This window comes from Rhodococcus sp. 320_ES (genome assembly GCF_059691855.1).
Genome location: NZ_JCAWAG010000004.1, coordinates 359,475 through 382,016, shown reverse-complemented (window position 1 = coordinate 382,016; position 22,542 = coordinate 359,475). Strand labels below are relative to the sequence as shown.

Here is a 22,542-nt window from a genome sequence, read left to right as displayed (position 1 = left end):
AAACTCTCGAGGTTCACGCAGGGTGTGCACATGCCGGCCGTTCACTGTGGCAGTCGTGACCACGCTTCTGACGTCCGAGCCGACGCCCACGCCCGCCGCACCCAAGACCCGCCCGAGGCTGTTGCTGGTTCTTCTCCTCGTGGGCACCGCAGCGGTGTATCTGACGAACCTCAGCTCCCAGAAGTGGGGCAACGCCTTCTACGCAGCGGCGGTGCAGGCGGGATCGGTCAGTTGGAAAGCCTTCCTGTTCGGGTCGTCGGACGCCGCGAACTCCATCACGGTCGACAAGCCGCCGGCCTCCCTGTGGGTCATGGAGATCTCGGTCCGCATCTTCGGCCTCAATTCGTGGTCGGTGCTGGCTCCGCAGGTGTTGCTCGGTGTGCTGAGCGTGGGGATCCTGTACGCGACGGTGGCGCGCAAGTTCGGCTACGGCGCAGGACTTCTCGCCGGACTGGTGCTGGCGCTGACGCCCACGGTCGCCCTGATGTTCCGGTACGACAACCCCGACGCGTTGCTGACCCTTCTGATGGTGTGTGCCGCGTGGTCGATGGTCCGCGCCTTGGACGACGGCCGGACGCGCTGGCTGGTGCTCACGGGAGTGTTCGTGGGATTCGGGTTCATCGCCAAGCAGCTCGAGGTGTTCCTCCCGCTACCCGGTATCGCCGTGGCGTACCTGTTGTTCGGACCGCCCAGGTTCGGCCGACGCATCGTGCAGCTGCTCGCTGCGCTGGCCGCTCTCGTCGTGTCGGCGGGGTGGTGGGTGGCGATCGTGCAGTTCACGCCGGCGGCGGACCGACCCTGGGTCGGCGGCTCGAAGACGAACAGCATTCTGGATCTGACGCTGGGCTACAACGGTTTCGGACGCCTGACCGGCAACGAGGGCCGCGGCGGCGGGCGGCAGATGCCGTCCCAGCAGGACCTCGAGAAGATGTTCCCCGAGGGTCTCCCTGGCGGATTCTCCGGATTCGGCGGCAAGACGGGCATCACCCGGTTGTTCGCCGACGCTCAGGGCGGTCAGATCGCGTGGCTGATTCCCGCCGCGCTGGTTCTCGCCGTGGTCGGAATCGTGTTGCGCGGCAGAGCGCCCCGCTCCGATTTCCGTCGAGCCTGGTACGTGATGTGGGGAGTGTGGCTGGTCGGCGCGGGCGTCGTCTTCAGCTTCATGTCGGGGACGTTCCACCCGTACTACACGATGACGCTCGCCCCGGCGATCGCCGCGATCGTCGCGGCGGGATGCGTCGACCTGTGGGATCGCCGCGGCACGCGCGGGCCTCGAATCGTTCTCGCTGTCACGCTGTTGCTCACGGCAGCAACGTCGTTCGCCTTCCTGAACCGGACGCCGGACTTCGCGCCGTGGCTTCGGTGGGCAGTGGTGGTCGCCGGTGTCGTCGCCGCTCTCGGTCTCGTGGTAAAACCCACGAAAATCGTTGCGACACTTGCGATTGCGGCGGCACTGGGCGGACCCGTCGCGTACGTCGCCCAGACCGTCGCCACGTCGCACACCGGCGGCGGACCTACTGCGGGACCGTCGATCCACCGTGAGCAGAGCCAGCCGCGAGGCGGCGGCCAGCCTTCCGGGTCGAACACCCCGAGTTCGAACTTCTCCGGCTTCCAGGCGGCCGAGCCCACCGCGGACGTGACGAACCTGCTCGAGAAGAACGCGTCGTCGTACACGTGGGTGGCGGCGACCGTCGGGTCGAACGCAGCGGCGGGTTATCAGCTGGCGACGCAGGATCCGGTCATGCCGATCGGCGGGTTCTCGGGCGGTGACCCGTCGCCGACGCTCGCGCAGTTCCAGGACTTCGTGCGCGACGGGCGAATCCACTACTTCATCGGCGGCACGCAGGGTTCGAAGGGCAGGCCGTCGGACATCGCCACGTGGGTCGACCAGACCTACAACTCCACCACCGTCGGAGGCGTCACGCTGTACGACCTGACAGCTGCGCCGAAGTAGTCTCGCGGTGTGAGCGCATCGGAGAACGGACGATTCGAGCCGCCGTACGACTGTGACGAAACCACGATGCTCGTCGGATGGCTCGACTATCACCGGGCGACCCTGTTGTGGAAATGTGCCGATCTCACCGAGCAGCAGCTGAAAGAGCGGTCGGTGGGGCCGTCGTCCATGTCGCTGCTGGGTCTCGTGCGGCACATGACCGATGTGGAACGCAGTTGGTTCGGTCGCACCTTCTCCGGTCGTGACCGTCCGCCGCTGTACTGGTCCGATGCGGACCCGGACGGCGACTTCGACTCCCTCGACGACGATTCGGTAGCGGAGGTGTTCGCGGCTTTCGACCGCGAGGTCGCGGAGAGCCGCGCCGCCGTCGACGGGAAGACGCCGGACGATCTGTCGGTGGCGGAGCATCACGGTGGAGGCCGCCCGTCTCTGCGCTGGATCTACACGCACATGATCGAGGAGTACGCCCGCCACAACGGGCACGCGGACTTTCTTCGCGAGCGAATCGACGGAGCAACGGGGGACTGAAACAGCCGCCCCTCGTCAGCGCTCGATCGACGGGGGTGTGGTGGTCGCGAGGAAGTCGGAGACGATCTCGACGACCTGATCTGGAGCCTCGGCGTGCGGGTAGTGGCCGACGCGCGGGATCACCGTGAGCCGGCTGTGCGGCATCGCCTCGTGCGCCGAGCGGCCGTGAGCGACCGGGATGATCTTGTCGTCCTCGCCCCAGATGAGTTGCGTGGGCAGGCCGGCGTTGACGTACAGGCGGCTGACCGCGCTGACGGCCTGCCCGCGGTAGTCGACGACCGACCGCAGCGTGCGGAGGAACGCCTCGCGCGTGGCTCCGTCGGACAGCGAGGCGTACGCGTGCCACGACTGCTCGGCACGGGCCGATTCGTATCCCGTCGTCGCCAACAGCCGCCGGACCCGGCCACCGATCGCCACCGCCCACCGCGGTGCGATGAGGGGAAGCAGCAGTTCTCCGCCCGGCGCGGCGAGCAGGCGCAGCGTCCAGTTGACCTCGCTGCCGAGGCCGCCGCTGCCGATCAGGATCAGGCGGGAGCAGCGCTCGGGGTGTTGGTAGGTGAACTGCATGGCGATGCCGCCGCCGAGGGACTGACCGACGATGGTCGCGCGGTCGATGTCGAGATGGTTCAGCAGGTCACGAAGAAAAGCCGCGAACGCACCCAGCGAGTAATCGCCCCGCGGCTTCGACGAGGCGCCGTGTCCGGGGAGGTCCGGTGCGACGACGCGATGCTCGCGCGACAACGGCCCGATCACCGCGTCCCACGTCTTGGAACTGCCGGCTATTCCGTGGATGAGAAGGAGGGCGGGGCCCGTGCCCTCGTCGCGGTAGGCGATGTCCTCGCCGTGCAGTTCGGTGTGCAGCATGGCTGTCACCCGTTCACCTTGCCGATCACCCCGTCGGCGAACGCGCGGAGGTTGTCGACCTTGGTCTTCGGCGGCTCGGTGTCGTTGCCCATGATGTACGGGATGCGGAAGCCGACGATCACGTCGGTGACACCCTTGTCCTCGAGGCGCTTGCAACCGTCCGGGGTGTAGGCGTCGAGCGAGATCACGTGGACCTCGAAGGGCTTGTCCTGCAGACCTTCTGCCTTCTTGATCTCGTCGATGCGTGCGAGCAGTGCGTCGAGCTCCTCCGGCTGCCCACCGCCGTGCATCCACCCGTCGCCGCGGATCACGGCGCGCTTCAGGGCGGCGTCGGCGTGACCGCCGACGAGCAGAGGGACGGGCTCGGTCGGTGCGGGGGTCATCTTGATCTTCGCGATGTCGTAGAACTCGCCGTGGAACTCGAAGTACTCGCCGGTGGTGAGTCCGCGGATGATGTCCATGCACTCGTTCATGCGACGACCGCGGCGGGCGAAGTCGACGCCCATGATGTCGTAGTCCTCCGGCCACGGACTGCTGCCGACGCCGAGGGCGAGGCGATTGTCGGTGAGGTAGGCGACCGAACTTGCCTGCTTGGCGACGAGCACCGGCGGCCGGATCGGCAGTTTCAGCACGAACGGCGTGAGGCGGATCCGGCTGGTGACCGCACCCATCGCCATCGCTTGGACGAACGTCTCGATGAACGGCTTGCCGTCGAGGAACTCGCGGTTGCCGTCCTCGGTGTACGGATAGGTCGAGTCGGACTCCTCCGGGTACGCGATCGAGTCCGGGATGGTGAACCCGTCGTAGCCCGCCTCTTCCGCTGCGACCGCGAGGCCGCTGTAGTACCGCGGGTCGGTCATCGCCTCGGCGTAGGTGAATCGCATGGGTTCTCCCTCGTCCGGTTGCCCATGAAGTAGAACACGTTACCGTTTCGAGGGGCGGTTCGGCATCCTTAGGTAACATCCGCCCATGACGAACTCTCTGAACGGATCGGTCGCGTTCATCCAGGCGACGTGGCACCGCAGCATCGTCGACCGCGCCCGAGAGGGCTTCCTCGCCGAGTTCTCGTCACTCGGCTACGACCCGGCAGCGGTCGACCAGTTCGAGGTTCCGGGCGCATTCGAGATCCCGCTGCACGCCCAGCGACTGGCTCGCACCGGCAAGTACGCCGCCATCGTGGCCGCGGCGCTCGTGGTGGACGGCGGCATCTATCGGCACGAGTTCGTCGCGACGGCGGTGATCGACGGATTGATGAAGGTGCAGCTCGACAACGACGTGCCGGTGTTCTCGGTCGTCCTCACCCCGCACCACTTCCACGAGCACTCCGAGCACGTGAAGTACTTCACCGACCACTTCGTGACGAAGGGCGCCGAAGCGGCGCGCGCATTGGCGACGACGACGACGTCACTGAGCAAGATTTCAGGACCGGACAGGATGTCGGGCCAGTCGTGACCCGGCGACGGTCGTCGCCGCAAGGGTGACGAGCGCGCCCAGAACGATCGCCGGTGCCTCACCGGGCGCGAACAGGTTCGATTGCGTTCCCAGGGTGACGGCCGATACCGGTACGCCGAGCTGAGCCGCGGCCAGCACTGCGACGGTCAGCGGCTGACCCGTCACCCGCATGGCGGCGTGCGAGACGACGGCGCCGAGTCCGAGCGCAACGCCGAGTCCGATCATGGCCGGGTGGCTGCCGAGGTCGCGGAGGTCCAGCGACGCACCCAGCCAGACGAAGTACACGGGTCCGAGAAATCCCTCGGTGATCGCGAACATCTGCTTCGTCAGCCGGCGCGGCGGGCCGATGGCTGCGATGGCCAAGCCGAAGCTGAAGCCCGCCAACATGATCGACACGTGCGTGTAGACCGCCACCGCCGCCAGTCCGAACAGGATCGCGAGGTTGATCCGCAGCTCCAATGCGAACTGCCGACGCTCCGAGAGGCGGTGCACCCGCCGCCGGACACCGGATGCCTCCAGGTAGCGGAAGACCAGGAAAAGCGCCACCGCGCAGGCGATCACGACCGCCGAACCGACTGCGGCTCGGAGGGCGCGCGACGGGTCGATCACCAGCGGCAGTGCGACGATGCACGCGGCGTCGGCGATCGCGATCTGCGGAAGCATCTGCAGCACAGCCGGTCCGGTGAGCTTCTCCGAGTTCACGATGGGCATGATGACGGCCGCGGACGACGACGCCATCAACACCGCGTAGAGCCCGAGGTGCCCGGTGTCGAAGACCGTGGTGACGATCCACGCGATACCCGTCGCCACCACACCGATCGCGGCGGCCCGCCCGGCTCCGCGCTTGATCCCGGCCATCAGGTGCGGGTCGCGGATCGGCACGTGGGTGCCGGCCACGAACATCACGAGCGCGAAGCCGATGTCGGCGAGGAACGTCGCTGTCGTGTCGCTCGCATCGAAGATCTGGAAACCGCTGCGGCCGATGACGACGCCGGCGAGGAGCTCGCCGACGACCACCGGTATTCGCAGCTTGGCCGGCAGGGCCAGAAGCGGCCCGATCAATCCGAGCGCTGCGACGAGCGCCAGAACCTCGAAGGTCATCTCATGCAGACGGTTCGGCCCGCAGCGCCGCAGTCAGAGTCGCGCGTCCCGCGGACAGTTCGGCCCAGGTGAACTCCGTCGTCAACACCGCGAGACCCGACGTCGGAAACCGAGACCGTATCCACTGGGCCTCGTCCGACTCGGGGTTGTCGGCCAGTTCCAGTGCCGTCCAGGGTGTTCCGGGAGCGTGGCCGACGACGAGCAGGGTTCCGATCGCCGGATCGGTGAGAGTGATCTCGCCCAGGATGTCCTCGGGCGAACCTCCGTACACGGCACTCTCGAAGCGGACGGGGGCATCGATCCCCGTGGCGTCCAACGTCTCTCGGGTGCGCAAGGCTGTCGAGCAGATCACGGCGTCGACGGTCCCGACGTTGGCCCGTATCCACTCACCGGCGAGACCCGCCTGATACTGCCCGCGGGCGGCCAAGGGGCGCTCGTGGTCGTCGACACCGTCCGGGTAACCGGATTTGCCGTGACGCATCAAAATCAAGGTGCGAGCCATGTAGCCAGTTTATTGCCCGGCCGGCCTCCGGCCTACCCGCTGACGAGCGGGGAGAACCGCGCCACCGTCCGCACCTTCTCGTCGACGACGAACCAGATGGTGATCGTCGATCCCTCCCGACGTTGCCGGATGATCACGTGTTCGCGCGCGAGGATCGGGCTCATGTACTCGATCACCGCGCGGTGGGGGACCGAGGTGATGTCGTCGGCGTCGGCGACCACCTCTTCGACCGCCTGCCAGTACGCGGCGTTGTTGACGTGGTTGAACGCGTCGATGTCCGTGACTCGGAGCGGGAATTCGAAATCAGTGCTCGACGGCGCCGGCAGCGGCTCGGTCAACCACGCCTTCCACTTGAGCCGATGTTCGTCGGTGGTGCGCTGCAGAAATCCGATGCCCTCGTCGCTGATGCGGGTCGGCATACCCGTCGTCGGGCTGATGTTGATCCAGAACGCTTCGGTCTCGATCAAGGCGCCCTTGGGGCTGGAGATGTCCACGCGCATGTTGGACCACCGCGTCGACAGCCCGGAACACCAGCGGTGCAACGCGATTCGGTCCGGCCACACCGCAGGCCGACGGACGTCGATCACCGTTCGGCGCACGATCCACAACGGGTCGGTGCCGTCGAGTCCGGACGCGTCGAGGTTGTCCGATCCGATGTCCTGGAGGTAGCGCGCAACGGAGTCGTACCGCAGCCGATTGTCGGTGTCGACGTCACCGGCACGCAGCGGTCGCTCGGTGCGGAACCCGTCGCCGTCGGCGGGTGGGGCGGACAGCTCGTGTTCGAGCGCGGTGTCCCTCATGCCAGGGTCACTCATGCCAGCGTCACTCATGTCAGGCTGCACAGACGCTCGACGGCATATCCGTATCCCGCGATCCCCAGCCCCGCGATCACGCCCACCGCGACGGGCGAGACGTAGCTGTGATGCCGGAAGTCCTCGCGGGCGTGGACGTTGCTGATGTGGACCTCGATGACCGGAATCTCGGGAATCACCAACGCGTCCCGCAGCGCGACGGACGTGTGCGTCAGTCCGCCCGGGTTGATGACGATTCCCGACGCCGTTCCTCTGGCCTCGTGGATCCAGTCGATCAGCGCACCTTCGTGGTTCGACTGTTCCGCCCGGACCGAGCGTCCGAACTTCGCGGCCGTGTCGGTGCACAACGTCACGACGTCGGCGAGGGTGTCGCGTCCGTAGACCTCGGGCTGGCGCGTGCCCAGCATGTTCAGGTTCGGTCCGTTCAGGACCAGGATGTGACCAGCGGTCGTCATGCGTTTGCACATTACCGGCCCCCTCACGGCACACTGAACGGCGTGCGTGCGTGGGTTGTGTGGATCTCCGGCGTCCTCGCATACATCGTGGGGGTGCTGCACCGTACGTCGTTCGGTGTGTCCGGCCTCGACGCTGCGGACCGCTTCGGCGCCAACCCGAGCCTTCTCTCGTCCTTCGTCGTCCTGCAGGTCGTCGTCTACGCAGCCATGCAGATTCCGGCCGGCGTGTTGCTGGACCGTGTCGGCCCCCGGGTGATGATCGCGACGGGCGCGGCCACCATGGTCGCCGGCCAGCTCACTCTCGCGTTGACGGAATCCCTCCCGCTCGCCATTGCCGCGCGCGCCGTCGTCGGAATCGGCGACGCCATCACCTTCATCTCGGTCCTGCGATTGGTGCCGGCCTGGTTCCCACCCAGGCGGGTGCCGTTGGTGTCGCAGTTGACCGGCATCTGCGGTCAGATCGGACAGGTGCTGTCGGCGGTGCCGTTCCTCGCGATCCTCCACGGTCCCGGTTGGACCGCGGCGTTCGTCTCGGCTGCCGCCCTCGGTGTGGTGGTGTTCGTGCTGTCTCTGACCGTGATTCGTGACGTGCCGCCGGGAACGGAGCGTCAGACGCAGAAGGTGACGCTCGCGGAGTCCGGACGGCAGGTGGTCCGCGTCTGGCGTCGTCCCGGCACCCGGCTGGGGTTCTTCAGCCACATGGGTACGCAGTTCTCCATCACGGTGTTCACGCTCATCTGGGGAGTGCCCTATCTGTCGTCAGCTCAGGGCGTGTCGTCGGGCGTCGTCGGGATCATGCTGACCACGTCGGTGGTGGCGGCGATCGCGTCGGGGATCGTCGTCGGCCTGCTCACCGGGCGCTACCCGAACCGCCGGTCGTGGATGGTGCTGTCCATCATGGTCAGCAACGCGCTCATGTGGGGGATAGTGCTGGCGCTTCCCGGCCGCGCTCCCGTGTGGTTGCTCTTCGTGCTGATCGTCGTCATCTCGGTCGGTGGCCCCGGTTCGGCGATCGGTTTCGACTACGCCCGAACCTTCAATCCGAGCGTCGCCCTGGGAACGGCTCAGGGAATGGTGAACATCGGCGGATTCCTCGCGTCGTTGTTGGTGATGCAGGCGATGGGTCTCATCCTGAACGCCCTCGGCGGGTACACGCTCGACGCCTTCCGGGTCGCGTGGCTCACGCAGTACGTGATCTGGGCGGTGGCGATCACCGGGGTGGTGGTGAGCCGACGCACCGCGCGACGTGATGCGGGTGTGGTCCCTCGAACGATGCGCGAAGTTGTGTATCGGCACCAATCCCGGAAATGACCGGCGACCCGGCTGCTGCGCGGACTAGGTTCGCATCATGAGTGAGTCTGCGGATCAAGCTGCCCGCACCGCGGCGGCGGCCCGGGTGGCGATGAAGGACAAGCGTGACAAGGAGTCCGGTGGGCTGAGCGGGTTCGTCGCCTCCCGCGCCGGCGACTGGGACCTCGAAGACCAGGATTTCGAAAGCATGCGTCGGCAGGAGCGTCTCTGGAATCCGCTCGTGGACAAGTACTTCCGCATGGAGATCGACGGTTGGGACAACATTCCCGACGCCCCGGTGCTGCTCGTCGGAGTCCACACCGGCGCCCCCTTCGTTTGGGATGCGTGGACCGTCGGCGCCCAGTGGTGGCGCCGCTTCGGTGAGTCGCGTCCGCTTCACGGAACCGCGCACGACGCTTTGATGGCGTTCCCGCTCATCGGCCAGGTCTTCCGCTCGATGGGCGTTCTGCCCGCTGCGCCCGATTCGATGGCGACCGCTCTGGCGGAGGGCCGCGACGTCATCGTCTGGCCGGGCGGAGAGAAGGATTCCCTGCGGCCGTGGAAGGAGCGCGACGTCGCGACGCTCGCCGGCCGTACCGGCTTCGTCAAACTCGCGATTCGCGCCGGTGTGCCGATCGTCCCCATCGCCACCGTGGGCGGCGCCGACGCGATGCCGGTACTCATCCGCGGAGACCGACTCTCTCGGGCGCTGCGTCTGGACAAGATCGCGCGGCTCAAGGTGTTCCCGATCGCCGTGTCGCTCCCCTGGGGAATCGCGCCCGCCGCGCTTCCCCAACTTCCGCTGCCGGCCAAGATTCGTACCCGGTTCATGCCCGCCGTGACCGTCGACGCGGATCTCTCCCTCGTCGACGACGACGAGTACGTGCAGGCCAAGTACGACGAGGTGCGCGACGCGATTCAGGTCGGCATGAATCAGCTGGCCCGTAAGCGCAAGTTCCCGGTGTTCGGTTAGCCGACCGGCACCGCGTCGTGCGCCGTATCGGCTGTGAATGCCTTCCGGCTCATGCTCACGACCACGAGGCCGGCGATCATGAGCGCCAGCGCGGTCACCACGAGGGCGGACAGTCCGGCGCTGTCGATGATGCCGCCGCCCAGTAGTGCGCCCGACGCGATTCCGACCTGGAACACGACGACGTAGATCGCCGACGCCCGGTCGGCGTCCTGCGGCGCGCTCCGCATGACGGCGGACTGCAGGCATACCGGAATGGTGGTGAACGCCAGTCCCCAGAGGGCGGTGGCGACGATTGCCGCCACGCCGAGTCCTGGTGCGGGACCTGCGGTCACGCCGATCAGGAGCAGGGCGAGCGCGGTCGAGACGGTCGCGAGCACCACCACCGTCGAGCGCCACGGCCACCGGTCGTAGGTGCGGCCGATGGCCCAGATTCCGACGACTCCGGCGAGGCCGTAGACGAAGAGCATCAGTGACAGCGTCGTCCCACCGCCGCCCATGGTGGCGCCCACTAGAAGCGAGAAGTAGGTGTACCCGGTGAACTGACCGAGGACCACGAGAAAGGTTGCGCCGCACAGCACCAAGAGAATGGGGCCGACGGTGCCCTTCTTCGATTCCCGAGTCGACACGGCGGCCGGAAGCGACGGCAGTGTCTTCATGAGCGCCACCGTCGTCACCACCCCGACCACGCCGAGAGTGGCTGCCGCGGTGCGCCATCCGAGCCACTGGCCGAGCGCAGCGGTCAGCGGGTTGCCCGCCACGAGCGCCAGCGATGTCCCGGCGTAGACGGTGGCGATCGCCTTGCCCTTCTGGCCGGGGAGGGCGAGCGACGCCGCGACCGGCGCGACGACCGCCCAGAACACGCCGTGCGTTGCGGCGCAGACCATTCGGGCCACGACGAGCATCCAGTAGTCGAACGACAACGCCGACACCAATTGCGAGACGGCCAGGGCCGCGGCCGTGATGACCACAACGGTGCGGCGATTCCAGGTGGTGACGGCGCGGATGAGCGGCATCGTGACGATCGCGACGGCGTATGCGTAGAACGTGAGCAGCAGTCCGACGCGTGATTCGCTCACGTCGAGACCGGCCGAGATCTCGGGCAGCAGTCCGACCGGCAGGGTCTCGGCCGTCACGTAGACGAACGCGGTCGCGGCGAGAGTGATCAGCGGAAGCGTGCGGGCACGCAGGTCTGTCGTAGTCACGTTGTGTATCGTTACACGCCGTGTAAGGTTACACAAGTGGCGACGATGGCAGAGGTCGCGAAGGCGGCCGGTGTATCGGTGATGAGCGTGTCCTACGCGTTCGGTCAGCCCGACCGTGTCTCCGAGGCCACCCTGCGCAAGGTCCGCGAGGCGGCTGACACCCTCGGCTATACCGGACCGCACCGCGGCGCGCAGTCTCTGCGCCGCGGCCTGAGCAACAACCTCGGCGTCGTCCTCACCGAGAAGCTGTCGTACGCCTTCGACGACGCCCAGGCCCGTCACTACCTCTCCGGAGTGGCCGACGCGTGCCTCGACACCGACACCGGCCTCGTCCTGCTGCCGAACTCGCGGATCGGACGCGACGTCGAGCGGATCCGTGACGCCCACGTCGACGGATTCGTTCTGTGGACGACGGTGTCCGACGATCCCGTTCTCGACGCCGTCGTCGGCACAGGTAAGCGGGTCTGCATCCAGGGCGGCCCACGTCATCCCGGTACCGCGTTCGTCGGAATCGACGACGAACTCGCCGCCGCCGAGATCGGCGCGATCGGCCTCGTCGGGTCCTCGCGTCCGTCGGTCCTCAGCTTCGCGATGGACCACCGCCGGGAGATCGGCGTCGTCCACGGACCCGATCCGCAGGACGCCACCTTCCCCGTCACCCGTCATCGACTCGCCGGGTATCGGCGCGCCGTCACGGCGGCCGGGTTGTCGTGGGACGACACTCCGGTTGCGTTCGTGCGCAGCAACATCCGAGAGGAAGGTGCCGACGCCGCCCGCAGCATCCTCGGCGACACCGATGCGGTCCTCGCCATGAGCGACGAGTTGGCGTTCGGCGCCACCGACGTCGCCGCCGAACTGTCCCTTCACGTTCCGGTGGACTTCTCCCTCACCGGATGGGACGACTCGGCCGCCGCCTCCGCCGCCGGACTCACCACGGTCTCGCAGTCCCTCTACCAGCAGGGGCAGGCCGCGGCCCGGTTCGTCCTGGGCCTCACCACCGACATCGACGAGGCGGAGTGGACGGTCGAGGTGCGGTCCAGTACGCGCTGAGAAGCTTGGACCATCTGCCCGGGTTGGGACTAGCTTCGGTCGAGCCGCCGCCGGGAGAGTCGTTCGAGACATCACTGTGGGTCATGGGCCTCTCGGGTCGCCAGATCCAGCAGTGGGTAACCGCCAACTTCACCGCGACGACGGTCGGCACGTCGACCGTCTACGACGTGAGCGGCTACGCCGGAGGCCTGAAGTAATCGTGGCCCAGCGAATCTCGTGCGTGGATCGTCCCGTCGGGCAGTACCTCGTAGTCCCAGTGCTTGTCGGTTTTCATGTTGTGGTGCCGTCGGCACAGGGGCCGCAGGTTCGATCCGATCGTCCAGCCGCCCCGATGGGGGTCGGCGTGGTCGAACTCGACGACATGGTCCAGATCGCAGCGCGCCGAAGGGACCCGGCAGCCCGGCTGGACGCAGTTGTGATGGTGCAGGCGAACGTAATCCGCGAGTGCCGCGCCCGGCTTGTACGTCAACGCGCCCGGTGGTGGCGTGACGAAACCACCGTGCCCGTCGGGGTACTCGGCATGGCATGTGTCGGGCTCGGCTCGGAAGCGCCGGGTCCAGTACTCGACGATTCTGTTCGCCGGATCGATCGGCACCGGATCTCGATCGTCGCGAATGCGGGGTAGGTGACCGGGCCGAAGTCGCCGGCTGCGTCCCAGGACGAGTGCGTCGGATTATGCGCGGTTCTCGGCGTCGGTGTTCTCGTGGTCATCCGCGCGGAAGACGATGTCGCGCAAACGCTTTTGATCCTCGCTCATGCAATCGTTCGAATGGGACTCGTCCTGCGCACGGCCGGGATGTTCGCCGTAGTAGGCGTCACCGCCGGTGAGCGTGTCGAGGAATCTGCGGCCGGCAAGGAAGATCGCCTGCCAGGTCCCGTCGCTCATCAGTCGGTCTGCGGTGTCGGGGTCGAGTGGCCCGTATCCATGAAGGTAGGGCTCGGCCGATCCGAGGCCGAGAACCGTATCGAGGTCGACGGTGATGTGGGTCAGGTTGGTCGACTGCGTCGGTGCAACCGAATCGCGATGCGGGCAATCGTCGTCGTCGCACTGGCAGGCAACAGTTTCGCCGCGCATCACGGCGACGAAACTGGCGGACAGCTTCTCTCCGGCGGTTCGCGAATCGGAGTGGCAGAGTGTTGTTCTCGCGTTGGTCATGCGAGTGCCGAGCTCTGCGCCTTCGGCCGCGTCCACGACGGCGATGATCTTATTCAGCCCGTCGTCGATCTCGTCCATGATTGCGGCCGGCACGCCCGTCAGATGGGTGCCGATGACCCGCACTTTGGTCAGTGGAATGTCGCCGGCAAGGAACGCGTCGTGCACGGCCGGCCGCATGCGCCACCGCAGGTTCAGCAGTCCTTCGATGACGGGGCAGGTGGACGCCAGCTGCGCGGAGATCTCGGCAACCACGCTGTTGTGCAGATACGTGGTGTCGGCCGCGTCCACTGTGCGCTCGGGCCACCGGGTGCGGGCTTCGTAGTAGTCGGCAATGGAGTCGATGCGCACTGCGTCGGCGATGTTTGCGGCTCGGACGCTGTCGACAACGTCGGCGAGCATGGCGCGCGCAGATTCGATGCTCACCCCGGTCACCCCCCAATGACGTCATTATCGAACATATGTTCGATACAGGGAGGTTAGCGGAGGGGTCCGACAATTCCTGCTACGTGTTGACGAGCCCGAACCCTGGTATGCCGATGGCCCCGACCGCGCTGACGGAAATGCCCACCGGCCCTCGTCCGGTCGTGACGACGGACGGGTTGGACCCGGCCTCGGTGGTACCGCTCGCTCCGGTCGCAAAGTTGAACCACTGCACGGTAAGGCCGCTGCTGTAGCCCGCGCAGCGCGGACCGAGCTGGTTGCACAGCTCGCCGGCCGTCAGTCGAACCACGCCTGTGCCGTTGGTTGCCACGTCGAGGATCTCGTAGGCGAACGGGAACGGGGAACCGACCAGGTAATTGGTGCGGACGAAGTGCGAGTCGTAGGCCGGTTCTGCCGACGCGGACGCGGAGCCGGCGACGACGGCCGCCGTCAGCGCGCACGCAACGGTCGCGGATCGGAAGACGAGTGTTCGCGTTGGTGTCATGCGGCGCGACGCTATCCGACCGAGTGGACTGTTTCGGCAAACGAACGATCACGATCGGATGACGTCTGGACTCGCTCACGCTGCCTCCACCGGCATCACCAGCATCGTCAGGTCGCCGTCGTCCGCCGACCGCACGACGAGGGGAAGCTGCGGCCCGAGGAAGTCCAGCATGACTTCCGAGCTCACCGCGCTGTGAAGCGCGGCCAGCAACCGAACAGAATCGAACGTCATGTCCACGCCGAGTTCGGCCGTGGAGAATCTCTCGGAGCCTTCGACCTGCGCGACGAGCTCGGTCCGGTCGACCATCTTTCGAGTCCGGACGGGACCGAGGTCGCGCATCATTCCTCCAACGTCGGGGAATGTCTCCTCGATCGTCTCGCAGCGGATGTCGTCGACGAAGAAGCCGTCGCGCACACGGAGGTGCGACCGACTGCCCGCTGAGCCGAGCGCCCGCAACAACGAGCTCGCCTCCACCACGCACGACCACGACGAGTCCGACTCCACCGGCAGGCTGCGGGTCGCCAGTCGGAATCGATCCGAGCCCGTGAGGGTGATCGAGGATTCGCCGACCTCGACGAGCACGCCGTTCAGCACCCGAATGTCGCCGTCGACCGCTGCCGCTGAACACACCTGCTCGGCCGCTCTGGCGAACAACGGGCCCGGCACCACCACGGTGCCGACTCTCAGTGAGTCCACGACTTCGGCCGCTGCAGCCGCTTTGCGACGGAGAGAGTCGACGTGCGAGTCGAGCAGTGCTTCGCCGGCCGCACGGTCACCGTCGAGGATCGAGGACACGACCGCCAGCGGCACGTCGATCTCTCGCAGCCGGCGGATCAGTGACGCTCGCGTGACCTGCGATGCCTCGTAGAACCGGTATCCGGTGGTGGTGTCCACCTCGGCGGGCACCAACAGACCGCAATCGTCGTAGAAGCGCAACGCGCTGGTGGTGAGACCGCACGCGCGGGCCAGGGCGCCGATGGTGATGAGTTCTGCCATGACCCGATCATCGCGGCTGAACCAACATGAAGGTCAAGCGTGCGAGTAGAACTGAAATCATGACTCTCGCAACGCGCACCCTCGGCATTCAGTCCCCGCTGACCGTCTCCGCTCTCGGCCTCGGCTGTATGGGCATGTCCGAGTTCTACGGCGACACCGACCGAGAATCCGGCATCGCCACCATCCGTCGAGCACTCGATCTCGGGGTGTCCTTCCTCGACACGGCGGACATGTACGGACCGTTCGTCAACGAGGAACTGGTCGGCGAGGCAATTCGGGGCCGACGGGACGAGGTCGTTCTCGCCACGAAGTTCGGCAACGAGCGTCTCGCCGACGGCACGCGCCTCGGAATCAACGGCACCCCGGAGTACGTCCGCTCGGCGTGCGACGCGTCGCTGCGTCGGCTCGGTGTCGATCACATCGACCTCTACTACCAGCATCGCGTCGACAAGTCGGTTCCGATCGAGGACACCCTGGGCGCGATGGCCGAACTGGTGCAGGCCGGAAAGGTTCGTCACCTCGGGATGTCGGAGGCGTCGGCGTCGACCATCAGGCGTGCCCATGCGGTGCACCCGATCACGGCGGTGCAGACCGAGTACTCACTGTTCACCCGCGATCTGGAGGAGTCGGTCCTGCCGACCCTGCGCGAGCTGGGGATCGGGCTGGTGCCGTATTCGCCGCTGGGGCGCGGTCTGCTGACGGGTGCCATCACGTCGGAGTCGGCTCTGGCGGAGCAGGATTCGCGCCGCACCGCATACTTCCCGCGTTTCCAGGGCGACGCACTGGAGAACAACCTGGCCCTGGTCGCCAAGATCAAGGACATTGCCGACCGACTCGGCTGCACACCGGGCCAACTCGCCCTGGCCTGGGTTCTTGCTCAGGGCGACGACGTCGCGCCCATTCCGGGAACCAAGCGCGTGCGGTACCTGGAGGAGAACGTCGCGGCCCTCGACGTGGTCGTCTCGCAGAGCGATCTGGACGAACTCGAAGCGGCGGTTCCGTCGACCGCGGTGGCCGGGGCCCGCTACGGAGACATGTCCAGCATCGACGAGTGAGCGTCTAGGACTGGTCCAACCGCACGGCCCGCACGAAGGTGTACAGCAGCGCGGGGATGGCCAGGACGAGCGACATCACCGGCGCCCAGACGACGAGTGCGCCGAGCGGCGGGACGTCCTGGAACAGCATGTTGTAGCCGATGATTCCGGTCACCGATGCGCTGACCAAGGCAACATGTGCGACCAGCATCCAGCGGTCCAGGAAGATGCCGGCGACCAATCCGAGAACGACGAAGAACGACGTCTTTCCGACGGCGTATGCCGGGGGCATGTTCGCGCTGAGGTTGGCCGCGAGGATGCCGACGTCGGCCAGCATGATGAAGACGAACAGGGTGCGCAGTCGGGGCCACGAGATGATCAGCCACCAGAGCGCGGCGGCGAAGGCGAACGCCGCCGCGCCGACCTGGATGCCCAGCCCGATCGTCGACGTCGACCCGAAGCCGAACATGATCTCGAGCGTCGCGCAGACGCCCATCGATGCGGTGAAGAACGCGATGATCCAGCGCACGATGCGTTCGTCGGTGAAGGACGACATCAGGCCGACGATCCACTCGTATCGACCTTCGAGTTCGCCCAGCGGCTCGTCGTCGGGCTCGGGCATCAGGACGTCGTCGACCGCGCGGGTGTCCGGGGTGTATTCCGTGCGCGACTCCGCGCCGGGATCGAATGCCGTGGTGAACGGTCGCGACGCACCGTAGGCCCGTCGCGGCGCCGGAAACCCGTCTTGTGTCACCATCGCGATCACGCTCCCTCCGATGCGGGCGACCGCACACGATCTCGTCTCGTGCAGCGTGTCGCGAATCAATAGTCGGCCGGGTGCGGTATTGGGACTGCACCCATTCGGATCACCGTAAACCAGGGATCGGTTTCGAAAACGGGGATGAATGGCTTTTCCGACTGTTTTGGGAGTTCTCACAAAATCGTTAAACAAGCAAGCGTGCTTGCTTTTTTGTCGCCATGGTGCGACGGTTACCCGCATGGCGCCCCTGACTGCGATCCTGGCGGACCTCCGTGCGGAGGGAGACGCGCTCGACGCGATGGTGTCCGACGCGGACAGCTCCGGCTGGCAGGCCGACACACCCGCTGCCGGATGGACGGTGGCGCACCAGATCGCCCACCTGCACTGGACCGATCACGCGTCCGCGCTGACCGCAGCGGGGGCAGCCGGTGACGAGGACGCCGGTGCGGCATTCGACGCGGTGATCGCCGACGCGATGGCGGCGCCCGACACCTTCGTCGACACGGAGTGCGAGAAGCTCGCCACCGAACCGGTGACAACCCTTCTGGCGATGTGGCGGCTCGGACGCTCACAACTGCTCGACGTTCTGCCGCGCGTACCGGACGGAACGAAGATTCGATGGTTCGGTCCGCCCATGAGCCCGGCGTCCATGGCGACGGCCCGGATCATGGAGACTTGGGCGCACGGGCAGGACGTTGCCGACGCCCTCGGTGTCGAGCGAACCCCGACGGCCAGATTGAAGCACGTCGCGCACATCGGCGTCCGGACCCGCGACTTCGCGTACGCGGTCCACGGGCTGCCCGCGCCGGCCGAGCCGTTCCGCATCGAGCTGACCGCTCCCGACGGCGACCTCTGGACGTGGGGACCCGAGGACGCACCGCAGCGCGTCACCGGACCCGCAGCGGACTTCTGCCTCCTCGTCACCCAGCGCGTCCACCGAGACGACGTCGACATCACCGCAACCGGCGACGACGCGACACACTGGCTCACCATCGCGCAGGCGTTCGCGGGGACGCCCGGTGCCGGACGATCGAAAAGAGAATCATGATCCGCGTCGGCAACTGCTCCGGCTTCTACGGCGACCGGCTCTCCGCCATGCGCGAGATGCTCACCGACGGCGAACTCGACTACCTGACGGGCGACTACCTCGCCGAGCTCACCATGCTCATCCTCGGCCGAGACCGGATGAAGGATCCGGGGCGCGGCTACGCCAAGACGTTCCTGCGCCAGCTCGAGGAGTGCCTCGGTCTCGCGAGCGACAAGAACGTCACGATCGTCGCGAACGCGGGCGGCCTCAACCCGGCCGGCCTGGCCGACGCCATCCGCGAGCTGGCCGAGAAGCTCGGTGTGGCAACCACTGTCGCGCACGTGGAGGGTGACGATCTGCTGCCCCGCGCAGCCGAACTCGATCTCGGATCGCCCCTGACCGCCAACGCCTACCTCGGCGCGTTCGGCATCGCCCGCTGCCTCGACGCCGGTGCGCAGGTGGTGGTCACCGGACGGGTGACCGATGCATCAGTCGTGGTCGCTCCGGCCATCTCCAGGTTCGGTTGGGGCAGAACCGATTACGACAAGCTGGCCGGCGCCGTCGTTGCCGGACACGTCATCGAATGCGGAACGCAGGCGACGGGCGGCAACTACTCGTTCTTCACCGAGATCGCGGACATGTCGCGCCCCGGCTTCCCGATCGCCGAGATCTACGACGACGGCACCTCCGTCATCACAAAGCACGACGGCACGTCCGGCGCCGTGTCCGTCGGCACCGTGACGGCGCAGCTGATGTACGAGATCACCGGTGCCCGCTACCTCGGCCCCGACGTCACCGCCCGCATGGACTCGGTGTCCCTGGCGCAGGAGGGGCCCGATCGCGTGCGTATCTCGGGCGCCGTCGGTGAACCGCCGCCCGCCACACTCAAGGTCTCGCGCAACCTGTTGGGCGGGTTCAGGAACGAGATGACGTTCGTTCTCACCGGTCTCGACATCGAGGCCAAGGCCGATCTCGCGAAGAGCCAGATGATCGCCGCGTTGCAGCCGGCCCCGCGTGAGATCGACTGGACCCTCGCCCGCACCGATCATCCCGACGCCGACAGCGAGGAAGCGGCCAGCGCTCTGCTGCGGGTCGTCGTGCGGGACGACGACGCCAACAAGGTCGGCCGTGTGTTCTCCTCTGCTGCAGTCGAACTCGCGTTGGCGAGTTACCCCGGCTTCCATGTCACGGCTCCACCGTCCGCGGCCAGCCCGTACGGCGTGTTCGAGCCCGGGTACGTCGACCAGAAGGCCCCGGAGCACGTGGCAGTGCTTCCCGACGGGGAGCGAGTCGAGATCGAGCCCCCCGCCGACACGGCCCCGGCTGAATCGGAACCCGAACAGCACCTTCCGGAACCACTCCCGGCCGAGCCGACGGTGCGCGCACCGCTCGGTACCGTCGCCGCGGCGCGAAGCGGCGACAAGGGCGGCAACGCCAACGTGGGGGTGTGGGTTCGCACCGATGTCGAGTGGGCCTGGCTCGCACACGAACTGACCGCCCAGAAGATCACCGAGCTGCTGCCCGAGACGGCCGGGCTGACGGTGTCCCGCTACCTCTTCCCCAACATCAAGGCCGTCAATTTCGTCGTCGACGGCATCCTCGGGCAGGGCGTCGCGTCGCAGGCTCGTTTCGATCCGCAGGCGAAAGGCCTGGGGGAGTGGCTGCGATCGCGGCACGTCGACATCCCCGAATCCGTTGCGTTCTCGAAAGGCGTCGAGTGAACATCTGGACCACATCCGAGCGGGAGCAGCTGCGCAAGACCGTGCGCAGCTTCGTCGAGCAGGACATCGCTCCCCATCTGAACCAGTGGGAGCGCGACGGCGAGATCCCGCGTGAACTGCACGTGCGCGCAGCCTCTCTGGGCCTTCTCGGCGCGGGATTCCCCGAGTGGGCGGGCGGCGAGGGCGGCGATCTGGCCGACGCTCTGACCATCTGCGAGTCGATGCACGAGGCGGGTGCGTCGGGCGGTTTGTTCGCCTCGCTGTTCACCTGCGGAATTGCCCTGCCGCACTTGATCGGTGCGCACGACGCCGAGCAGATCGAACGCTGGGTGGCGCCGACGCTGCGCGGGGAGCTGATCGGGTCGCTGGCCATCACCGAGCCGGGCGGCGGCTCCGACGTCGGCCACCTGCGCACCACCGCGGTCAAGGACGGAGATCACTACGTGGTCAACGGATCCAAGACCTACATCACCTCGGGGTGCCGAGCCGACTTCGTCGTCACCGCCGTCCGCACCGGCGGTGAGGGTGCCGGCGGCGTGTCTCTGCTCGTGATCGAGAAGGGCACACCCGGGTTCGAGGTCTCGCGCAAACTGGACAAGATGGGATGGCGGGCCTCCGACACCGCGGAGTTGTCGTTCCAGGACGCGCGCGTCCCGGTGAAGAACCTGGTCGGTGCGGAGAACACCGGTTTCGCGCAGATCGCGAAAGCGTTCGTCACCGAACGCGCAGCGCTTGCCGCGCAGGCCTATTCGAGCGCCCAGCGCTGCCTCGATCTGGCGGTCCAGTGGACCCGAGACCGGGACACGTTCGGCAAACCGCTGATCGCACGGCAGTCCGTGCAGAACACCCTCACCGAGATGCACCGGAAGATCGACGTCGCCCGCATCTACACCCGCGCCCTCGTCGAACGGGCCATCACCACGGACGACGATTGCATTGCCGAGGTGTGCTTCGCCAAGAACACCGCCGTCGAAGCCGGCGAGTGGGTTGCCTCGCAGGCCGTACAACTGTTCGGCGGCCTCGGCTACATGAGCGAGAGCGAAGTCGAGCGGCAGTACCGCGACATGCGCATCCTCGGTATCGGTGGCGGGACCACCGAAATCCTCACCGGCCTCGCCGCGAAGCGATTGGGGTACATGAAGTGACAACACTGAAGTCCTTGTTGGACAACACCAGTGAACAATTCGCGTCCGCAGCGGAGACCATGACGACCAAGCTCGCCGAGATCGACGCCGAGCACGCCAAGGCCATCGCGGGCGGCGGCGAGAAGTACACCGAGCGACATCACAAGCGCGGCAAACTTCTCGCACGCGAGCGCATCGAACTTCTCGTCGACGAGGATTCGCCCTTCCTCGAACTGTGCCCCCTCGCGGCATGGGGAACCGACTTCCCGGTCGGCGCCAGCACCGTCGTCGGGATCGGCGTGGTCAGCGGCGTCGAATGCCTGATCGTGGCGAACGATCCGACCGTCCGCGGCGGAACCAGCAACCCCTGGACGCTGCGCAAAGGGTTTCGCGCCAACGACATTGCGGTGCAGAACCGTCTCCCGGTGATCTCGCTGGTGGAGTCGGGCGGCGCCGACCTGCCCACGCAGAAGGAAGTGTTCATCCCCGGCGGGCGCATGTTCCGCGATCTGACGCAGTTGTCCGCCCAGGGCATCCCCACCATCGCGTTGGTGTTCGGCAACTCCACCGCCGGCGGTGCGTACATCCCCGGCATGTCGGACCACGTGGTGATGATCAAGGAGCAGTCCAAGGTGTTCCTGGCCGGACCTCCGCTGGTCAAGATGGCCACCGGTGAGGAGTCCGACGACGAATCGCTCGGCGGTGCCGAGATGCACGCTCGCACATCGGGTCTGGCCGACTACTTCGCTGTGGACGAGCGGGACGCCATCCGCATCGGCCGCTCCATCGTCAAGCGGTTGAACTGGAAGAAGAAGGGGCCGGCGCCGCGTGAGACCGTTCTCCCGCCGCTCTACGACGAGGAGGATCTGCTCGGCATCGTCCCGGCCGATTTGAAGACCCCGTTCGATCCGCGCGAGGTGATCGCCCGCATCGTCGACGGCTCCGACTTCGACGAGTTCAAGCCGATGTACGGCGGCAGCCTCGTGACCGGCTGGGCCGAGCTGCACGGCTACCCCATCGGCATTCTGGCGAACGCCCGCGGCGTGCTCTTCAGCGAGGAATCGCAGAAGGCGACGCAATTCATCCAGCTGGCCAACCGCTCGAACACCCCACTGTTGTTCCTGCACAACACGACCGGGTACATGGTCGGCCGAGAGTACGAGGAGGGCGGGATGATCAAGCACGGGTCGATGATGATCAACGCCGTCTCGAACTCCACGGTGCCGCACATCTCGATCCTGCTCGGCGCGTCCTACGGGGCCGGTCACTACGGCATGTGCGGTCGCGCATTCGATCCCCGCTTCCTCTTCGCCTGGCCCAGTGCGAAATCCGCGGTCATGGGCGGCGCGCAACTTGCCGGGGTCATCTCCATCGTCAGCCGGGCGTCCGCCGAGGCGCGCGGCCAGGCCTTCGATCCCGAGGCCGACGCCGGCATGCGCGCGATGATCGAAGGCCAGATCGAGGCCGAGTCGCTACCCATGTTCCTCTCCGGGCGCCTGTACGACGACGGCGTCATCGACCCCCGAGACACCCGCACGGTGGTGGGAATGTGCCTGTCGGCCATCGCCACCGCCCCGATCGAAGGCACCGCCAACTTCGGTGTCTTCCGGATGTGA

At 67.0% G+C, this 22,542-nt stretch carries 24 protein-coding genes; 12 read left to right on the top strand and 12 right to left on the bottom strand.

The annotated features are described in order from the left end of the window. The first annotated feature begins 55 nt into the window (after positions 1 to 55). A complete protein-coding gene (locus AC59JP_RS16125) occupies positions 56 to 1,954 on the top strand; it encodes an ArnT family glycosyltransferase (protein WP_497326807.1) in 1,899 nt (632 codons plus the stop codon). Positions 1,955 to 1,963: 9 nt separating this feature from the next. Further along, the gene (locus AC59JP_RS16120) at positions 1,964 to 2,482 is read left to right on the top strand and encodes a DinB family protein (protein ID WP_497326806.1); all 519 of its coding nucleotides are present in this window, start codon (positions 1,964 to 1,966) and stop codon (positions 2,480 to 2,482) included. 15 nt (positions 2,483 to 2,497) lie between these two features. Here AC59JP_RS16120 and AC59JP_RS16115 read toward each other — a convergent pair whose 3' ends face one another. Then, entirely contained in the window at positions 2,498 to 3,346 is an 849-nt protein-coding gene (locus AC59JP_RS16115; RefSeq protein WP_497327092.1) for an alpha/beta fold hydrolase, read from the bottom strand. A 5-nt stretch (positions 3,347 to 3,351) separates the two neighbouring features. After that, the gene (locus AC59JP_RS16110) at positions 3,352 to 4,230 is read right to left on the bottom strand and encodes a TIGR03619 family F420-dependent LLM class oxidoreductase (RefSeq protein ID WP_497326805.1); all 879 of its coding nucleotides are present in this window, start codon (positions 4,228 to 4,230) and stop codon (positions 3,352 to 3,354) included. A gap of 85 nt (positions 4,231 to 4,315) precedes the next feature. Here AC59JP_RS16110 and AC59JP_RS16105 point away from each other — a divergent pair, with 85 nt between their 5' ends. After that, positions 4,316 to 4,798 (top strand): 6,7-dimethyl-8-ribityllumazine synthase, encoded by a 483-nt coding sequence (locus tag AC59JP_RS16105; RefSeq protein WP_497326804.1) that lies wholly within the window; start codon positions 4,316 to 4,318, stop codon positions 4,796 to 4,798. On the opposite strand, the gene AC59JP_RS16100 is transcribed toward AC59JP_RS16105, so the two are convergent. From AC59JP_RS16100 to aroQ, 4 genes are read right to left on the bottom strand one after another with little or no spacing between them, the layout of a single operon-like run. After that, on the bottom strand, positions 4,766 to 5,899 hold the full coding sequence (locus tag AC59JP_RS16100) for a cation:proton antiporter (protein WP_497326803.1): 1,134 nt from the start codon (positions 5,897 to 5,899) through the stop codon (positions 4,766 to 4,768). The two genes, AC59JP_RS16105 and AC59JP_RS16100, sit on opposite strands and share 33 nt — an antisense overlap. A 1-nt stretch (position 5,900) precedes the next feature. Beyond that, positions 5,901 to 6,401 carry a SixA phosphatase family protein gene (locus tag AC59JP_RS16095; protein ID WP_497326802.1) on the bottom strand — a complete coding sequence of 167 codons (501 nt, stop codon included), beginning with the start codon at positions 6,399 to 6,401 and terminating at the stop codon, positions 5,901 to 5,903. 32 nt (positions 6,402 to 6,433) lie between these two features. Beyond that, complete coding sequence (locus AC59JP_RS16090; protein WP_497326801.1) at positions 6,434 to 7,201, bottom strand: acyl-[acyl-carrier-protein] thioesterase; 768 nt, start codon at positions 7,199 to 7,201, stop codon at positions 6,434 to 6,436. Positions 7,202 to 7,227: 26 nt separating this feature from the next. Beyond that, positions 7,228 to 7,668 (bottom strand): type II 3-dehydroquinate dehydratase, encoded by a 441-nt coding sequence (aroQ, locus tag AC59JP_RS16085; protein WP_497326800.1) that lies wholly within the window; start codon positions 7,666 to 7,668, stop codon positions 7,228 to 7,230. 42 nt (positions 7,669 to 7,710) lie between these two features. On the opposite strand from aroQ, the gene AC59JP_RS16080 reads away from it, so the two are divergent. Further along, positions 7,711 to 8,979 (top strand): MFS transporter, encoded by a 1,269-nt coding sequence (locus AC59JP_RS16080; protein ID WP_497326799.1) that lies wholly within the window; start codon positions 7,711 to 7,713, stop codon positions 8,977 to 8,979. Positions 8,980 to 9,016: 37 nt separating this feature from the next. After that, positions 9,017 to 9,931, top strand: a complete 915-nt coding sequence (locus AC59JP_RS16075; RefSeq protein ID WP_497326798.1) for a lysophospholipid acyltransferase family protein — start codon at positions 9,017 to 9,019, stop codon at positions 9,929 to 9,931. Here AC59JP_RS16075 and AC59JP_RS16070 read toward each other — a convergent pair. Then, positions 9,928 to 11,133 carry an MFS transporter gene (locus tag AC59JP_RS16070; protein ID WP_497326797.1) on the bottom strand — a complete coding sequence of 402 codons (1,206 nt, stop codon included), beginning with the start codon at positions 11,131 to 11,133 and terminating at the stop codon, positions 9,928 to 9,930. The two genes, AC59JP_RS16075 and AC59JP_RS16070, sit on opposite strands and share 4 nt — an antisense overlap. Before the next feature lie 45 nt (positions 11,134 to 11,178). Between AC59JP_RS16070 and AC59JP_RS16065 the strand changes: the two genes are divergently transcribed. Both AC59JP_RS16065 and AC59JP_RS16060 read left to right on the top strand, forming a co-directional pair. Continuing rightward, positions 11,179 to 12,183, top strand: coding sequence for a LacI family DNA-binding transcriptional regulator (locus AC59JP_RS16065; protein WP_497327091.1), 1,005 nt, complete (start codon positions 11,179 to 11,181; stop codon positions 12,181 to 12,183). Continuing rightward, positions 12,150 to 12,380 (top strand): hypothetical protein, encoded by a 231-nt coding sequence (locus AC59JP_RS16060; protein WP_497327107.1) that lies wholly within the window; start codon positions 12,150 to 12,152, stop codon positions 12,378 to 12,380. Before AC59JP_RS16065 ends, AC59JP_RS16060 begins: the two co-directional genes overlap by 34 nt. Here the strand turns inward: AC59JP_RS16060 and AC59JP_RS16055 are convergent. The 4 genes from AC59JP_RS16055 to AC59JP_RS16040 form a co-directional block, all read right to left on the bottom strand. Then, on the bottom strand, positions 12,359 to 12,778 hold the full coding sequence (locus tag AC59JP_RS16055; protein WP_497326796.1) for an HNH endonuclease signature motif containing protein: 420 nt from the start codon (positions 12,776 to 12,778) through the stop codon (positions 12,359 to 12,361). The genes AC59JP_RS16060 and AC59JP_RS16055 overlap by 22 nt on opposite strands. Before the next feature lie 78 nt (positions 12,779 to 12,856). Next, the gene (locus AC59JP_RS16050; RefSeq protein WP_497326795.1) at positions 12,857 to 13,762 is read right to left on the bottom strand and encodes a hypothetical protein; all 906 of its coding nucleotides are present in this window, start codon (positions 13,760 to 13,762) and stop codon (positions 12,857 to 12,859) included. Positions 13,763 to 13,841: 79 nt separating this feature from the next. Beyond that, the gene (locus tag AC59JP_RS16045) at positions 13,842 to 14,264 is read right to left on the bottom strand and encodes a hypothetical protein (RefSeq protein WP_497326794.1); all 423 of its coding nucleotides are present in this window, start codon (positions 14,262 to 14,264) and stop codon (positions 13,842 to 13,844) included. Positions 14,265 to 14,339: 75 nt separating this feature from the next. Then, positions 14,340 to 15,260 carry a DNA polymerase III subunit beta family protein gene (locus tag AC59JP_RS16040; RefSeq protein ID WP_497326793.1) on the bottom strand — a complete coding sequence of 307 codons (921 nt, stop codon included), beginning with the start codon at positions 15,258 to 15,260 and terminating at the stop codon, positions 14,340 to 14,342. A gap of 59 nt (positions 15,261 to 15,319) precedes the next feature. On the opposite strand from AC59JP_RS16040, the gene AC59JP_RS16035 reads away from it, so the two are divergent. Continuing rightward, positions 15,320 to 16,315 (top strand): aldo/keto reductase, encoded by a 996-nt coding sequence (locus AC59JP_RS16035; RefSeq protein ID WP_497326792.1) that lies wholly within the window; start codon positions 15,320 to 15,322, stop codon positions 16,313 to 16,315. A 4-nt stretch (positions 16,316 to 16,319) separates the two neighbouring features. On the opposite strand, the gene AC59JP_RS16030 is transcribed toward AC59JP_RS16035, so the two are convergent. Beyond that, positions 16,320 to 17,051: a hypothetical protein gene (locus AC59JP_RS16030; protein WP_497326791.1), complete on the bottom strand. Its 732-nt coding sequence runs from the start codon at positions 17,049 to 17,051 to the stop codon at positions 16,320 to 16,322. A 241-nt stretch (positions 17,052 to 17,292) separates the two neighbouring features. On the opposite strand from AC59JP_RS16030, the gene AC59JP_RS16025 reads away from it, so the two are divergent. The 4 genes from AC59JP_RS16025 to AC59JP_RS16010 are packed head-to-tail and all read left to right on the top strand — an operon-like array spanning position 17,293 to position 22,542. Then, a complete protein-coding gene (locus tag AC59JP_RS16025; protein WP_497326790.1) occupies positions 17,293 to 18,102 on the top strand; it encodes a TIGR03084 family metal-binding protein in 810 nt (269 codons plus the stop codon). Further along, positions 18,099 to 19,802 carry an acyclic terpene utilization AtuA family protein gene (locus tag AC59JP_RS16020; protein ID WP_497326789.1) on the top strand — a complete coding sequence of 568 codons (1,704 nt, stop codon included), beginning with the start codon at positions 18,099 to 18,101 and terminating at the stop codon, positions 19,800 to 19,802. Before AC59JP_RS16025 ends, AC59JP_RS16020 begins: the two co-directional genes overlap by 4 nt. Further along, positions 19,799 to 20,947, top strand: coding sequence for an acyl-CoA dehydrogenase family protein (locus tag AC59JP_RS16015; protein ID WP_497326788.1), 1,149 nt, complete (start codon positions 19,799 to 19,801; stop codon positions 20,945 to 20,947). Before AC59JP_RS16020 ends, AC59JP_RS16015 begins: the two co-directional genes overlap by 4 nt. After that, complete coding sequence (locus tag AC59JP_RS16010; RefSeq protein ID WP_497326787.1) at positions 20,944 to 22,542, top strand: acyl-CoA carboxylase subunit beta; 1,599 nt, start codon at positions 20,944 to 20,946, stop codon at positions 22,540 to 22,542. The genes AC59JP_RS16015 and AC59JP_RS16010 overlap by 4 nt, the downstream gene beginning before the upstream one ends.